The sequence below is a fragment of the Fulvimonas yonginensis genome, assembly GCF_037137055.1.
GTDB classification, from domain to species: domain Bacteria; phylum Pseudomonadota; class Gammaproteobacteria; order Xanthomonadales; family Rhodanobacteraceae; genus Frateuria_A; species Frateuria_A yonginensis.
On record NZ_JBBBNY010000022.1, the window covers coordinates 1 to 14,524 of the forward strand.

Sequence of the window (14,524 nt, forward strand, 5' to 3'; positions counted from 1 at the left end):
GAAGGTGTTGGGCGGGCTGACACCCTCCGCCTATGCCAAGCAGTTAAAGTGACCCCGGACTCTAAACCGTCCCGCTACTCAAAGCGGGGGGACGTCGGCAGCACATTGCAATGCGGCGGTTGGATATCCCTCCAGCGTAAGCCGAACAATTCGTCCGAGGCGGGCGGTTACGCCGCCGCTCAACTGGAGCGTTAGCCCGGCCATGAAATGTTCCTCCCAAGTCAGCCGGTAGGAGCATCCGATCCGCCCGCCCAGATCACTCGGCAGCTGCACGCGCAAACGTCCGTGAGTTCGTGCGATTGCATCGACTGCGTCGATTTCCGTGCCGCAGGCGAACGAGCGTCCTCTCTTCCATTTCTGCAGTTGCTAAGCCAACCCGGCATTGATCCCCTTGGCCTGCTGAGCTCTGCCACTACGGCTCCAGCGGCGAGCCCGTGCCTACCCAAGGCTGGTTTCACCTAGTTGGCCACATGGACGGCGGCGCAGACGCATGGCGTCAGGTCGGTGAGAACACACACCGCCTCGATCCCGAGCCCTTCCTTGGCATCAAGAGCGTCGGCTTTACCTCGTGGCTGTCGCAGTCACCTGAGGCATTTCGGGGCCGCGCGGTGATCCAGCTAGTGTTTGAAGCCACTTTCCATGGGCTACGGCGGATCCGTTGACATGAAGCCTTGCCGCACGTCAGTTAAAGGCACTTGCGCGAGCTCCGGCTAGCTCTCGTCGGCTAACCGATCATTCAAGCCGGCGGATCCGCCGCCGCTCAACTCAGGATTCGGCCGTATGCGACCAGTTGCGTGTCTGTCCGTGGTCTGCCTGTCCATATCCGGCTGTGCCGGCTTCCCGCACAACCTCCCGCCGCAGGCCAAAGAGCTGGCAGCGTCGCTGGCGTACGTCGCGGGGGACAAGCCTCTGGAACCCGGCTCGGGGATCGTTTCCGTAGGCAATTACTACTTCCCCGATGGCTATCCCAGAATCGTCCACTTGGCGCCTGGCGAACGCGAAGTCGGCTTTTACTGTCCTGGCCAGATCTATGTAGACGGGCCGCCCACCATCACCTATGACTTCGTCGGCGGCCAAAGCTACGAGCTGTTTTGCCGAAAGGGGCAGGGCCACATCCGCGTGGCGCAACCCGTGGCTGCGGCCAATCACCCGTCCTAGCGAACGCGCCTACCTCGAGCCGGTTAGGTCGCGCATAGGAGCCAACGTGTTCGTCGGCCGTGATTGGTTGGGGCCGGTTCCGCCCGGAGCCGGGTATGCCTTGGTTGGGGGAGGTCGTCGGTGCGGCACCCGAATCAGCCATTCTTGAGTCGCCTTGTGAAAACGGCGGGACTCCGCGCGTTGTTCCTGGGAGCAGCCGCCACGCTTCCCGCAACCCATGCAGCATCAGTCGTTCGGCCCACTACGAAGTCACCATCGAGAAGGGACGCAGCCATTGGACCGTCGGGGCTGCTGCCAACGTGGTGTCCCAACAGCCCGTGGACCATGATCTTGGCCCATACAGGCTGTCGCTGGTCCCTCGGCTAGGTGCGGCCGGGCACTACACCCTGAAGGTGTTGGTTGGAGCAAACCCGGAGGTCCCTGGGGATCTTTACGTGCCCAGCAGCCATACCTTTGCGGGAAACATGGGCGACTCTCTGGAGTTCGAGGCCACCTTGGGGAACGGGCTCGTGGTCAAGGGGGCGATCATGGTGGCGCCGGTCCGGCTGACGCGAGAGGCTGCCGTCGTACGACCCGCCCCAGCCCGCTCGCCTCGCGTTGCGTGTGCCATCTGGCCGCACCGAGCCCCCCGACGAGGTCGCCCGACGCCCGAGCCAGTACCCGGCCTGGTAGCCTGGTGCCCTGCGCGCTGTTGCCAACAACGTGGCCCACGAGGGATACCATCATGCACAGCCCAAGCTTCATCGCGCTGGTGGCGTTCGTCGCCTGGACGCTTGCCCTGCTCCTGCTGATGGAGCTCCTGCGCACCGGCCTGGTGCTGCTCGGCAAGGTTCCCGCCAACGGATTCCAGCCGGACAACGCGAACCTGTCTCCCTTCATGCAACGACTGGCACGGGCGCACGCCAATTGCCTGGAGGGCCTGCCTGTCTTCGGTGGCCCGCTGGTCGCCGCGGTCGCCACCGACCTCACGGCCGTCACTGACCCGCTCGCCTACGTGCTGCTCGGTGCCCGCCTGTTCCAGTCCCTGGTGCATCTGACATCGGTGAGCGCCATCGCGGTCAGCATCCGCTTCACGGCGTTCGCGCTCCAGATGGTGATCGGCCTGTACTGGGCCTTGCGCCTGCTCTCGGCGTCGGCATGAGGCCGCTCTACTGGCAGCAATCGGCCGGCGCGCCCTGCCCGGCCAGCGCATGCCTGGCCTGGATCGCCAGTTCGAACGACCGCCGCCGCAACGCGTGGTCGTAGATGTTGGCGGTGAGGATCAGCTCGTCGGGGCGGTGGCGGGCGACGAACTCGCGCAGGCCTTCGCGTACCGTGGCGGGGCCGCCGACGACGGCGCACGCGAGCGCGCGTTCGACGCCGACCTTCTCGGTCGGCGTCCAGTAGCTTTCGATGTCGTCGATCGGCGGCGGCACCAGGCCCGGCCGGCCGCGGCGCAGGTTGATGAAGCCCTGCTGCTGGGTGGTGAACAGGCGACGCGCCTCGGCGTCGTTGCCGGCGGCCACCACGTTGATGCCGAGCATGGCGTAGGGCGCCGCGAGCCGGGGCGAGGGGCGGAAGTCCCGCCGGTAGATCGCCAGCGCCTCGTCCAGCGCATCCGGGGCGAAGTGCGAGGCGAACGCGTACGGCAGCCCCAATTGGGCGGCCAGGCGTGCGCCGAACAGGCTGGAGCCGAGGATCCAGACCGGCACGTCGATGCCGGCGCCGGGCACCGCACGGACCGGCTGCTCCGGCGTCGCGGGCTCGAAGTAATGCAGTAGTTCCACCACGTCCTGCGGGAAGGCGTCCGCGCTTTCGTAGTAGCGGCGCAGCGCGCGGGCGGTGGCCTGGTCGGTGCCCGGCGCGCGCCCGAGGCCCAGGTCGATGCGCCCCGGATAGAGGCTGGCCAGCGTGCCGAACTGCTCGGCCACCTGCAGCGGCGCATGGTTGGGAAGCATCACGCCGCCGGCACCCACGCGGATGGTGGTGGTGCCGCCGGCCACGTGGCCGATCAGCACCGCCGTGGCAGCGCTGGCGATGCCGGGCATGTTGTGGTGCTCGGCCAGCCAGTAGCGGCGGTAGCCCAGCCGCTCGCCCAGCCTGGCGAGGTCGAGCATGTTGGCGAACGCCTGCGAGGCGTTGCTGCCTTCGGTGATCGGGGCGAGGTCGAGGATGGAAAACGGGATCATGCGGGGGCTCCTGGGCATGGCGCCTATCTGGGGGCGCTGCGCCGCAATGCCAGCCGGCCAGGTCCGCTTCAACTTTCCGCCGGAGCGGCCGATACAGCGCGAACGACGCTTTACGGGATCCGGGATCCAGGATGAGAGCCTTGTGGCGGCGCCTGTTCGCCGCGCAGAAAGCACCGCCCCGCCCTGCCCCCGCCTCGATGCTCGTGGCGGTCGAACCGGTCGTTGCCGACGCCGCCCCGCTCGCGCCCGGTCCGGTGCTGGCGGTGGTCGAGGACCGCTTCCACCGGTTCGTGCTGGGCCTGCCCGAGGCTCCCGCGCAACCGCCCAGCGGCACCGAACAGGCCACCCTGCGCCGGCTCGAGGCGATCGCGGAGCGTTTCGACGTCGGTGGCCTGCCGCGGCTGCCCAGCGTGCTGCCTCAGCTGTTGCGCGCGCTGCGCAACGACAACCTGGGCGGCGCGCAGCTTGCCGCGCTGATCGGCCGCGACCCGGTGCTCGTCGGCGAGGTGATGCGCGTCGCCGGCAGCGCGCATTTTCGCGCGGCCCAGCCGATCCACAGCCTGCAGCACGCCGTGGTGCTGCTGGGCTACGACAGCCTGCGCCAGGTGGCCACGCAGCACGTGATGAAGCCGATCCTGCAGGCCAGCGCCGGCATGCACGGCCACATGGCGGGCCCCTACCTGTGGGAGCACGCCGAGCGCTGCGCCCATGCGGGCGCCTGGCTGGGACGGCAGGGCGGCTGCGAGCCGTTCGAGGCGTTCCTGGCCGGCATGGTCTGCCACACCGGCACCGGCGCGGTGGTGCGCCTGCTGGACCAGGAAGCGCCGCCGTCGCTGGGACCGTTTTCGCCCGCATTCCTGGGCGCGTGCATGCGCCTCGGCGCCCGGCTGTCGCTGCGTGCGGTGCGGCACTGGGAAATGCCGGCGAACGTGGTGCGCGCGCTGGAGGAACGCGTGGAAGGGCCGGATGCCGCCCGTTCCGGCCTTGGCCGCACGCTCGCCTGCGCCGACGCGCTGGCGATGGTGCAGTTGCTGGTGGAGCGCGGCCTGCTGCAAGCCGAGCTCGATTACGCCACGACCTGGCCGGCCCATTTTCCGCCGCACATGCTGCTGCGCTGCCAGCAGGACCTGCGCCGGCAGTTCGCGCCGCCGCCGGATTGACTCAGCGCTGCAGCGAGGCCTGCACGTCGCTGCGCAGCCGACCCGCGATCTCGTCGCTGCCGGTGGCCAGGAGCGCCGACAGCGCCTTGGCATAGTTGCCGTCGGCGGGCACGCGCATCGACGGTTGCGCGTGGTAGTCCTGAGCCGAGATCAGGCCGCGCGCATTGATCGTGCAATGCAGGCCCAGTTCGAGTGTCACGCTGGCGGGCGTTGCGTCGGCATCGACGCGCATCTCCGAGGCCACCTCCCCGCATTGCACCACCAGGTCGGTGAAGTAGGCCGGCTGCAGGGCGCGGCGCAGGCGCGACTGCACGACCTCCGGCACCGGCGGCGTCGGCTCCAGCGTCAGCGGGTCGTCCAGCCCGCGCACCTGCACGTTGCGGGCCGTCTGGTCGACCTGCAGCCACGGCGCCGATGCGGGTGTCACCAGTTCCCCCAACGCCACCGGCATGCGCGTCTCCTGCGAGCCGCAGGCCGACAGCAGCAATACGGCGCCGATCACCCAACCGGACTTCTTCATGCGAACTCCCCCGAGAAAACGATTTCACCGAAAATCTAGCGGTGTGGGCGGCGTCGATCAACGCGCAGGGGCCCGAAACGCCAAGCCTGCCGCGGTTTGGACGTCCGTTTGCAAGGTCCGGAGCCGGCACGCCGGGTCAGCAGTGCGTGAGCAGCGGATGGTCCAGCCCGCCCGCCAGGCGCATGAACTGGCGCCGCGCCGGGCCGAAGCGCAGCAACCGGGGCACGATGGTGTCGCGCAGTTCGCGCAGTGTCGCCGGATAGCCATGCATCAGCCGGGTCAGTGCGGCGATGCGGCGAACCACCTGCCGGTGCACGGCATGGCGCGCCTGCGCGTAGCCGGTGAGACGCTCCGCATCGCCGGCCAGCGCACCGGCGGCGCAATCGGCGAACACGTAGGCGTCCTCGATGCCCAGGTTCATGCCGCGTGCGCCGAGGGGCGAGTGGATGTGCGCCGCGTCGCCGCCAAGCAGCACTCGTCCCGCGCCGGCCCGTTCGGCCACGCGATGGGCGATGTGGAAATGCGATTGCCACACCACCTCGCCGCAGACGCTGCCGGGCGGCAGCGAAGCCAGCGGCGCGCTGCCGTTGCCCATCACGCGCCAGACATCCCCGCGCACGCGCAACAGGAACAGGAAGCCGTCGGGCCGCAGCAGCAGGTGCACCCGGTCGGGGTCGAGCGGCGTGGCCAGCCGCAGGTCCCACAGCTGCCACGGCTCGGGCAGCTCGTCACCGGGAAACGCCAGACCCAGCGCCTGGCGCACGGTGCTGTGCGCCCCGTCGGCGCCGAACAGCAGCGGCGCCTGCACGCGTTCGACGGCGCCGTCCGCGTGCACCAGCTCGGCGGTCACCGTGTCGGCCGCCTGCTCTACCGATTCCAGCCTGACTCCCCGTTCGACCGCCACGCCCAGACGCTGCAGGGCCTCGGTCAGCAGCGCCTCGGTCCGCGCCTGGGCCAGGGTGAGCATCGCCCGGCCGGTATCCAGCAGCGGCGAGAGCGGCAGAATGACGTCCTCGCTGCCGGGCCGGTGCAGTGTGGCGCCCTGGATGAGCCACCCCTCGGCCAGCATGCGGTCCGTCACGCCGCTGTCCTCGAGCAGTTCCTGTGTGCGCGGATTCACCGCCAGCGCCTTGGAGTGGTGGCTCGGCACCGGGGCCTTGTCGATCACGCGCACGGGCACGTCGCGCTGCGCCAGGAACAGCGCGGCGGCCAGGCCGGTCGGCCCGGCGCCGGCGATGAGCACGGGTTCGGTGTGGCTGGGCATGGCAGCTGGATCGGAAAACTGCCCACCAGCCTGCCTGCCCTCGTGGCAATCCGTCGTGAGCGTCAAGCGTCGCGCAGGGACGGGGCAGCCGCGCGCAGGGCCGGTGCCAGCAGCACCGTCTCGATCGGCGCGGCGCGACCGACGTGGTCGCCCTGCATCCAGTCCACCTGGAGGCGCCGCAGCAGTTCCGCGGTGGCCGCGTCCTCGACGTACTCGGCAGCGGTCTGCGCGCCGAACGCACGAGCCACCCGCACCGAGGCGCGCACCAGCTCCAGGTCGCTCGGCGAGATGCGCATGGCGCGCACGAAGCTGCCATCGATCTTGATCAGGTCCACCGGGATCTGCTTGAGCCGCTCGAACGACTGGTAACCGACACCGAAGTCGTCGATGGCGATGTGGCAGCCGCGCTCGCGCAGCTGCGCGAACAGCCGTGCGGATTCGTGCGCATAGATGATGGCCGCGGTCTCGGTGATCTCGAAGCACAGTTGCGCCGCCGGCAGCGGGAACCCGTCGACCAGGGTCAGCAGTTCGCGGGCGAACTCGCGCGAGGCCAGCGATTGGCCAGCGATGTTGACACTGAGGTAACCGAGCGGCATCAGGCGGTCGCGGTGCTCGCCGATCCAGGCTCCGAGCTTGCGCAGCACGGCCAGGTCGAGCTCGGCCATGCGCCGGTCCTCCTGCAGCTCGGGCAGGAACTGTCCGGGCAGCAGCAACTGGCCGGCGTCGTCCTGGAGGCGGCAGAGCACTTCGCCGCTGACCGTCGGCGCGGCGCCTGCGGCAAGTGGCGCGATGGGCTGGAAGTAGAGCTCCACCTCGCCGGCACGTATACGCGAGAACACCGTGCGCGAAAGCGCCAGGCTCTGCTGTGCCGTGGTGTGCAGAGCACCCTCGGTGAATGCCGGCGAGGCCTGCAGCCAGCGTACTTCCCCCCGCAGCTTGGCCTCGATCGCGGCGCGCGAGGCGCGCTGCAGGCGCTCGTCCAGGCTCTCCTGATCGCCCTCGGCACCGGCGACGCCCAGGTAGGGCAGTACGCGCATGCGCTGGCCGCGCCACACGAAATCGGCCTGGTGCAGGCGCTGCAGCACGGCATCCCAGTCCGGCGCATCCGGCGTCCCCGCGGCGACCAGCGCGAGCTGGCCCGTGCCGACGTGGTAGGCCCGCACCACGCCGTGCAGGCGCGCGGCGATCCAGCGCATCAGCGCCGCCTGCGCCATCAGGCCGAGGCAGGCGGCGATGCGGTCGGTGCGGTCGACCAGCAGGAACCCCAGCGGCGGCGGCGTACCCGCGCACCGGCGACGCAGCGCCGCCAGGTTCGGGAGCCCGGTGAACGGCTCGACCAGGCTGTCGCGCTCGTGCTGGCGCGCCGCCTCGTCGCGCTCCTTGCCGTACAGCATCAGCAGCAGCACCAGCAGCTGCAGCATGGTGCACTCCAGGACGGTACGGGCCAGGCCGATGAACTCGGCGGGCTGCGACGAGCCGCTGGCGTCCTGTGCCAGCCCGCCGGCGAACAGCAGTTGCGCCAGCACCAGCAGCGGCATGCTCCAGCGCAACGGCAGGTGCAAGGCGACCCACACCAGCGCCGCGGCGATCAGCAACCGGTTGTCCAGCAGCAGCGAAGGGAGCAGCGCCGGATCCCAGCCCAGATGCGGTGCCAGCATGCGCAGGGCGAGCGGTGGCGCCACGCCTACCGCCAGCAGGCGCCACCATGCCATGCGCCCGCCCGTGTGCGTACCGAGCACGACCATGGGCAGGCCGAGCGCCAGCGCCCCGAAGAACTTGGCCAGGAACGTCTGCAACTGCTCGTTGGCCGTCACGCGCCATGCCGGCGCCGGGTGTACCAGCACCAGTTCGAACACCACGTTGGTGGCAACTATCGCCAGCGGCAGCAGCACCAGCGCATACAGCACGAAGGCGGCGACGTCGGCCGCCCCGAAGCGGGCGCCGGCGCGCGGCCAGCCCATCAGGCGCGCGGTCAGCCTAAGCAGGCCGTATTCGGCCAGCGCGGAAACCGCGCCGAACAGGTAGGTGGTCGGCGGCGGATGGCCGGCGTGCACCAGCACCAGCCACATCAGCAGCTTGATGGACAGGCCCAGCCGCAGCGGGAGCGGATCGCGGTAGAGCATCGCCACCGCGAGCAGGAAGCCGAAGTGCAGGTGGACCAGCGAAGCGTCCGAGGTTACCCCGAAGAAGCCGGCCTGGTAGGGCGTGATGGCCCAATACAGCACGCCGCAGGGGATCGCCAGCAGTACCGCACGAACCCAACGCCCGCCCTGCTTCGTCATGCTCCCCCCACCTCGTGCCCCCACCCGCGGGCATCGCCTGCGGTCGTTGCCGCTGCGCCGCCCAGCCCCCGTACGGCCATGGGCCGTTTCCCCCTTATCGGACGGCCGCACCGGAAATGTAGTACCTCACCACGCCTCCGGGTGGCGCCCGCGCCAGGCCGCCAGCGCGGCCTCGTAGCGCGCCATGGCCTCGTCATGCAGATCGAACACGCAGCGGGTGCAACCCGAGCCGCAGCAGTCGACCGGATCGGGGGCGGGCGGTGGCTCCGGACGGGGGTCCGGATCGGCCGGCGGTATCGGGGCAGCCATGGCTGGATGTTAAGCGAGCCCCTCACGCGATGGACACCCGCAGGCGACGCCCGGCCTACCCCTGCGCACCAAAGATGGGCGCACCGGCCGCCTCGACGGCCGCCGTCGCGAGCAGCCCCATGAAGACCCGCCACGTGTTCAGCACGCCCGATACCGCCACCGCCAGGACCGTGATGCAGGCGGCCCGCGCCGCCGGCGTCGCCGAGGACGACATCTCGCTGGTGGCGCGTTCCGACATCGAACTCGAAGCCATGCCGGAGCAGCACAAGGAAGCCGCCAGCGATTTCTTCCCGGCGGCGCTGCGCGGCGTGATCGGCGGCGGCGCCACCGGCCTGCTGGCGGGGCTGGTGGCGGTGGCGATTCCTCCGCTCGGCATCACCCTGGCGGGCGTGGCCGGCCTGACCATCGCCGGCGCGCTCACCGGCGGCTGGGCCAGCGCCCTGGTCGGCGCCTCGGTGCCCGATCCGGTGCGCCGGAAGTTCGAGGGCGAGATCGAGGCCGGCCGCATCCTGGTCGTGCTCGACGGCGATGCCGAACTGCTGCGTCGCGCCGAGCCGGCCCTCGTCCGCGCGGGTGCCACGCCGCTGCCGTTCGACGAACCCACCGCGCTGACCTGACTCCCCGGCTGACCATCGACCGACCGCGAACCGGGCTTGCACGCACCTTTCATGGTCCGCCGACACCGCATTCAACCGGGCGCGAGGAATATTTCCCCGCGCGATACAGCCCCACCGCTTACCGGAGTACCCATGGATCTCCAGCAGTTGATGACCCGCGACCCGAAGTTCTGCCTCGCCACCTCGCCGCTGGACGAGGTCGCCCGCGCGATGCGCGACGAGGACGTGGGCGAGATCCCCGTGGTCGACCTGGACCGCCACCCGATCGGCGTGATTACCGACCGCGACATCGTGGTGCGCACGCTGGCCGCCGGGCGCAATCCGCTGGAGGTACGGGTGCAGGACTGCATGACCGCACCGCCCACGGTGATCCGCGAGGACGCCACTGTCAAGGAATGTGCCAACCTGATGGCACGCGAGCAGATCCGGCGCGTTCCGGTGGTCGACGCCAAGGGCGTGCTGTGCGGCATCGTCTCGCTGGCCGACCTGGAACGCTCCGACGCGCGCGAGCTGCAGACCGAAGTGACGCGCCGGGTGTCCCAGCCGCACTGACCCATCTACCGAAGGAGATCGCCATGAAGACCCGCCTGCTGTGCTGGAGCCTGCTGCTGGCTTCCTCGTTCGCGCTCGCCGGCTGCAACCACAACGCCAACGACGAGAACGCCGAGCCCGGTACCGCACCCTCCGCCACCGCCCCCACCACCACGCCGGGTACCATGCCGCCGGCCAGCTCGACCGCGACCATGCCGCCGGCCACCATGCCGCCGTCGTCGTCCACCGCGATGCCGCCGCCGGCCTCCACCAGCATGAGCCCGGCGACCACCGCGACTTCGGCGGGTGGGACGCACTGACATCTTGCGGGCAGGGACGCAGATACGGCCAGGGACGGCCTGGAAGGGAAACCGGTGGGAAGCCTCCGCCGGTTCCGTTCGTGTGCCCTGCCGAAGGTCATGCGCGCAGGCGCGCCCGCAGGGCGCACAATCGACGGACCCATCCCCAAGGAGCCTGACATGCGCAAGCTCGCCCTCGCCGCGGTGATCGCCCTGGCCTTGCCGACCCTGCACGCCGCCCCCGCCCGGCAAGGCACCGCATCGCACGCGCAACCGCCCTACCTCACCGCCGCCATCAACGATCCCTCGCGCCAGGCCGACCGCAAGGACGACGCGCGCCGCAAGATCGCCGCCGTGATGGCTTTCGCCCAGGTCAAGCCGGGCGACAAGGTGCTCGAACTGATTCCCGGCGGCGGCTACTTCACCCGCGTGTTCAGCGGCATCGTCGGTCCGCAGGGACACGTCTATGCGGTGTGGCCTAACGAGTACGCCGCCGAAGCGCAGTCCGACGTGGCCAACCTGCGCAAGCTCTCGGGCCAGCCGCACTATGCCAACGTCAGCGTGCTGACCCAGCCGGCCGCCAGGCTCGAGGCGCCCGAGTCGGTCGACGTGGTGTTCACCTCGCAGAACTACCACGACTATCCGGACAAGTTCATGGGCCGGGTCGACCCGGTGGTGCTGGACCGGCAGGTCTACCAGGTGCTCAAGCCCGGTGGCGTGTTCGTCGTGATCGACCACGTGGCCCCGGCCGGCTCGGGCATGCGCGACACCGATACGCTGCACCGCATCGACCCGGCCATCGTGCGCAGGCAGGCCGAATCGGTCGGCTTCGTGTTCGACGGCGAGAGCAGCGCCCTGCGCAATCCCGCCGATCCGCACGACATCAAGGTCTTCGACAAGTCGATCCGCGGCCACACCGACCAGTTCATGTACCGCTTCCGCAAGCCGAAAGGGTGAGCAGCGGTCCGTCCGGCCTCCCGCGACGCACCCGGGAGGCCGCCGTGGAGTGTATCCGGATCGGTTGCGCCGGCTGGTCGGTCCCGCGGGCGCACGCCGGGGCCTTTCCCGCCGGTGGCAGCGCGCTGGAGCGTTACGCGCAGGTGTTCGATTGCGTCGAGGTGAACTCCAGCTTCCATCGGCCACACCGCCCCGCCACCTGGCGTCGCTGGGCGTCGAGCGTGCCCGACGACTTCCGCTTCGCGGCCAAGATGCCGCGGGCGATCAGCCACGAGCGCCGGCTGCAGGCCTGCGACGACCTGCTGCTGGCCTTCCTCGACCAGGTCGGCGAACTGGAACACAAGCTCGGCTGGCTGCTGCTGCAGCTGCCGCCCAGCCTGGCCTTCGACGCCGCGGTGGCGCTGCCCTTCCTCGAGCGCCTGCGTGACCGCTACCGGGGGCCGCTGGCGTGCGAACCGCGGCACCCGTCCTGGTTCCGTGGCGCGGTGGATCGCGCGCTGCGCGATGTCCACGTCGCCCGCGTCGCCGCCGACCCGGCGCGCGTGCCGCGGGCGGCGGTGCCCGGCGGCGAGCGGCAGCGGATCTACCTGCGCCTGCACGGCTCGCCGCGCACCTACTACGACGCCTACGCGCCCACCGCGCTGGCGCGCCTGGCGTGCGGGCTGCGGCGGGCACCGCCCGCGTGGTGCATCTTCGACAATACGGCGCTGGGCCATGCGACCGGCGACGCGCTCGCACTGCGCGACCTGCTGCGGGACTGACACGGACGCCGCGGATGCGCCACCCGTTCACCTGCCCGTGCCTCGGCGCCGCGCAGAATCGGCCGGGTCCGTCCGCTCAGGTCGTCCATGCCCGAAGGTCCTTCGATCGTCATTCTGCGCGAACAGGCCGCGCCCTTCGTGGGACGCACGATCCGCCGTGCCGAGGGCAACGCCAAGATCGACATGGAGCGGCTGGCGGGCCAGCGCATCGTGTCCATGCGCAGCTTCGGCAAGCAGTTCCTGATCGAGCTGCCGCAGGTCAGCATCCGCATCCACCTGCTGATGTTCGGCAGCTACCGGATCGACGAGCGCAAGGACGCCGCGCCGCGGCTCAGCCTGCGGTTCGACGAGGGCGAGCTCAATTTCTACAGCTGTTCGGTGCGCCTGCTGGAGGGCGACCTGGACGCGCTGTACGACTGGCGCACCGACGTGATGTCGGACGCCTGGGACCCGGCACTGGCCCGCAAGCGCCTGCGTGCGATGCCGGACACGCTGGTCTGCGATGCCTTGCTCGACCAGAACGTGTTCGCCGGCGTGGGCAACATCATCAAGAACGAGGTGCTGTTCCGCATCCGCCTGCATCCCTTGTCGACGCTCGGCGCACTGCCGGCTCGCAAGCTGCGCGAGCTGGTTGAGCAGGCGCGCCAGTACAGCTTCGACTTCCTCGAGTGGAAACGCGCCTTCGTGCTGCGCAAGCACTGGCTGGTGCACAACCGGAGCATCTGCCCGCGCGACCACGTCAGGTTCCAGCGCGCCTACCTGGGCCGCACCCACCGGCGCAGCTTCTTCTGCGAACTGTGCCAGCGCCGCTACGTGGAGGCCTGAGATGTCCTCGTCCAACTCGCGCCTGGTCGTCTACGCCGCGCTGGCCGGCAACCTGGCGATCGCCGTGGCCAAGTTCGTCGCGGCGGGCCTGTCCGGCAGTTCCGCGATGCTGAGCGAGGGCGTGCACTCGCTGGTGGACACCGCCAACGAGCTGTTGCTGCTCTACGGCATGCACCGCGCGGCGCGGCCGCCGGATGCGGTCCATCCCTTCGGGCACGGGCGCGAGCTGTACTTCTGGAGCTTCATCGTGGCCCTGCTCGTGTTCGCGCTGGGCGCAGGCGTGTCGCTGTTCGAGGGTGTGGGGCACCTGCGGCACCCCGAGACGATGACCGACCCCAAGGTCAACTACATCGTGCTGGGCGTGTCCATGGTGTTCGAAGGCGCGTCCTGGTACGTCGCGCTGCGCGAGTTCCGTGCCGCCAAGGGTTCGATGGGCTACTTCGAGGCATTCCGCAAGAGCAAGGACCCGACCACGTTCACCGTGCTGCTGGAGGACTCGGCCGCCCTGCTCGGCCTGCTGATCGCCTTCGCCGGTGTCGCCAGTGCCCAGGCCTTGCACATGCCGGCGCTGGACGGCGCCGCCTCTGTCGGCATCGCGCTCGTGCTGGCCGTCGCGGCCGCGCTGCTGGCGCGCGAAAGCAAGGGCCTGCTGATCGGCGAACCGGCGCACCCGCGGCTGCGCGAATCGCTGCTGGAGATCGCCGCCAACGATCCGGGCGTGGGGCACGTCAACGGCGCGCTCACCGTGCAGATGGGCCCGCACCAGGTGGTTGCCGCGCTCAGCGCCGAGTTCGAGGACCACCTGACCACGCCGCAGATCGAGGAATGCATCGGCCGCATCGAGAAGGCGATCAAGACCCGCCACGCCGAGATCACCTCGCTGTTCATCAAGCCGCAGACCAGCGAGGTCTGGCGCGCCCGCCGCCGCGCCATCGAGCGCGCCAACGAGCAGGACTGACGGTGTCGCCATGGGCCAGTTCTCGCTGTTCGCGGCCGGGCCGCAGGTACTGATCGACGATGCCAGCGGCCGCGTGGTGCACACCCCCGGGCTGGTACCGGCCGCCACCGCGCAGGCCTGGTTCGCCCAGTTGCTGGAAGGGATCGCCTGGCGCGGCGGGCGGCGCCTGATGTACGAGCGCGAGGTGGACGTGCCGCGCCTGCGCGCGCACTTCGACCTGGATGACCCCGCCCTGCCCGCCCCGCTGCACGAGGCGCTGGCGGCGGTGCGGGCGGCGGTGGATGCCCCTTTCACCAGCGTCGGCCTGAACCTGTACCGGGACGAGCACGACAGCGTCGCGCCGCACAACGACAAGCTGGAGGACCTGGTGCGCGGGCAGCCCATCGCCCTGCTCTCGCTGGGCGCCACCCGCGAGATGGTCATCCGCGCCAAGCGTCCGCCGCGGCGCGCTCTGCACCTGGACCTGGAGGCCGGCAGCCTGCTGCTGATGGACTACGCCAGCCAGTTCCACTACGACCACGGCATCCCCAAGCAGCGCGCGCCGATGGGGCCGCGGATCAGCCTGGCCTTCCGCGTGCGGCCGGTCGCCGGGCGGCCGGCGACCACCCCGCCCGCGGCCGGCTAGGTGCGTAAACCCACCAGGTTGTTCATGGCAATGCGGGTGATAGGAGGCTGGTAGTCAACGCTGGCATGCGGACGGTGCCAGTTGTATTGA

Annotated in this window: 16 protein-coding genes; 11 read left to right on the forward strand and 5 right to left on the reverse strand. The window is 70.2% G+C overall.

Translation table 11 applies throughout. The features are described 5' to 3' along the window. The first annotated feature begins 804 nt into the window (after window positions 1–804). Window positions 805–1,158 carry a hypothetical protein gene (locus tag WAT24_RS16335; protein WP_336808962.1) on the forward strand — a complete coding sequence of 118 codons (354 nt, stop codon included), beginning with the start codon at window positions 805–807 and terminating at the stop codon, window positions 1,156–1,158. 724 nt (window positions 1,159–1,882) lie between these two features. After that, window positions 1,883–2,299, forward strand: coding sequence for an MAPEG family protein (locus WAT24_RS16340; protein WP_336808963.1), 417 nt, complete (start codon window positions 1,883–1,885; stop codon window positions 2,297–2,299). Between the two features lie 7 nt (window positions 2,300–2,306). Here WAT24_RS16340 and WAT24_RS16345 read toward each other — a convergent pair whose 3' ends face one another. Next, complete coding sequence (locus WAT24_RS16345; RefSeq protein ID WP_336808964.1) at window positions 2,307–3,326, reverse strand: LLM class flavin-dependent oxidoreductase; 1,020 nt, start codon at window positions 3,324–3,326, stop codon at window positions 2,307–2,309. Window positions 3,327–3,457: 131 nt separating this feature from the next. Here WAT24_RS16345 and WAT24_RS16350 point away from each other — a divergent pair, with 131 nt between their 5' ends. Continuing rightward, a complete protein-coding gene (locus WAT24_RS16350) occupies window positions 3,458–4,486 on the forward strand; it encodes an HDOD domain-containing protein (RefSeq protein ID WP_336808965.1) in 1,029 nt (342 codons plus the stop codon). A 1-nt stretch (window position 4,487) separates the two neighbouring features. On the opposite strand, the gene WAT24_RS16355 is transcribed toward WAT24_RS16350, so the two are convergent. From WAT24_RS16355 to WAT24_RS16370, 4 genes are all read right to left on the reverse strand, one after another. Beyond that, on the reverse strand, window positions 4,488–5,006 hold the full coding sequence (locus tag WAT24_RS16355) for a hypothetical protein (RefSeq protein ID WP_336808966.1): 519 nt from the start codon (window positions 5,004–5,006) through the stop codon (window positions 4,488–4,490). Between the two features lie 136 nt (window positions 5,007–5,142). Beyond that, complete coding sequence (locus tag WAT24_RS16360) at window positions 5,143–6,270, reverse strand: FAD-dependent oxidoreductase (protein ID WP_336808967.1); 1,128 nt, start codon at window positions 6,268–6,270, stop codon at window positions 5,143–5,145. Between the two features lie 62 nt (window positions 6,271–6,332). Beyond that, complete coding sequence (locus tag WAT24_RS16365; RefSeq protein WP_336808968.1) at window positions 6,333–8,552, reverse strand: EAL domain-containing protein; 2,220 nt, start codon at window positions 8,550–8,552, stop codon at window positions 6,333–6,335. A 126-nt stretch (window positions 8,553–8,678) separates the two neighbouring features. Further along, the gene (locus WAT24_RS16370; protein ID WP_336808969.1) at window positions 8,679–8,861 is read right to left on the reverse strand and encodes an oxidoreductase-like domain-containing protein; all 183 of its coding nucleotides are present in this window, start codon (window positions 8,859–8,861) and stop codon (window positions 8,679–8,681) included. Window positions 8,862–8,980: 119 nt separating this feature from the next. Here WAT24_RS16370 and WAT24_RS16375 point away from each other — a divergent pair, with 119 nt between their 5' ends. The 8 genes from WAT24_RS16375 (at window position 8,981) to WAT24_RS16410 (ending at window position 14,434) form a co-directional block, all read left to right on the forward strand. Next, complete coding sequence (locus tag WAT24_RS16375) at window positions 8,981–9,478, forward strand: hypothetical protein (protein WP_336808970.1); 498 nt, start codon at window positions 8,981–8,983, stop codon at window positions 9,476–9,478. 132 nt (window positions 9,479–9,610) lie between these two features. After that, the gene (locus WAT24_RS16380) at window positions 9,611–10,030 is read left to right on the forward strand and encodes a CBS domain-containing protein (RefSeq protein ID WP_336808971.1); all 420 of its coding nucleotides are present in this window, start codon (window positions 9,611–9,613) and stop codon (window positions 10,028–10,030) included. A gap of 23 nt (window positions 10,031–10,053) precedes the next feature. Next, window positions 10,054–10,329, forward strand: coding sequence for a hypothetical protein (locus WAT24_RS16385; protein ID WP_336808972.1), 276 nt, complete (start codon window positions 10,054–10,056; stop codon window positions 10,327–10,329). A gap of 159 nt (window positions 10,330–10,488) precedes the next feature. Beyond that, a complete protein-coding gene (locus WAT24_RS16390; protein WP_336808973.1) occupies window positions 10,489–11,265 on the forward strand; it encodes a class I SAM-dependent methyltransferase in 777 nt (258 codons plus the stop codon). A gap of 53 nt (window positions 11,266–11,318) precedes the next feature. Continuing rightward, the gene (locus WAT24_RS16395) at window positions 11,319–12,026 is read left to right on the forward strand and encodes a DUF72 domain-containing protein (protein ID WP_336808977.1); all 708 of its coding nucleotides are present in this window, start codon (window positions 11,319–11,321) and stop codon (window positions 12,024–12,026) included. Window positions 12,027–12,113: 87 nt separating this feature from the next. Continuing rightward, window positions 12,114–12,851: a DNA-formamidopyrimidine glycosylase family protein gene (locus WAT24_RS16400; RefSeq protein WP_336808974.1), complete on the forward strand. Its 738-nt coding sequence runs from the start codon at window positions 12,114–12,116 to the stop codon at window positions 12,849–12,851. Between the two features lies 1 nt (window position 12,852). After that, complete coding sequence (locus WAT24_RS16405) at window positions 12,853–13,809, forward strand: cation diffusion facilitator family transporter (RefSeq protein ID WP_336808975.1); 957 nt, start codon at window positions 12,853–12,855, stop codon at window positions 13,807–13,809. A gap of 10 nt (window positions 13,810–13,819) precedes the next feature. After that, window positions 13,820–14,434, forward strand: a complete 615-nt coding sequence (locus tag WAT24_RS16410; protein ID WP_336808976.1) for an alpha-ketoglutarate-dependent dioxygenase AlkB — start codon at window positions 13,820–13,822, stop codon at window positions 14,432–14,434. Window positions 14,435–14,524 lie beyond the last annotated feature (90 nt).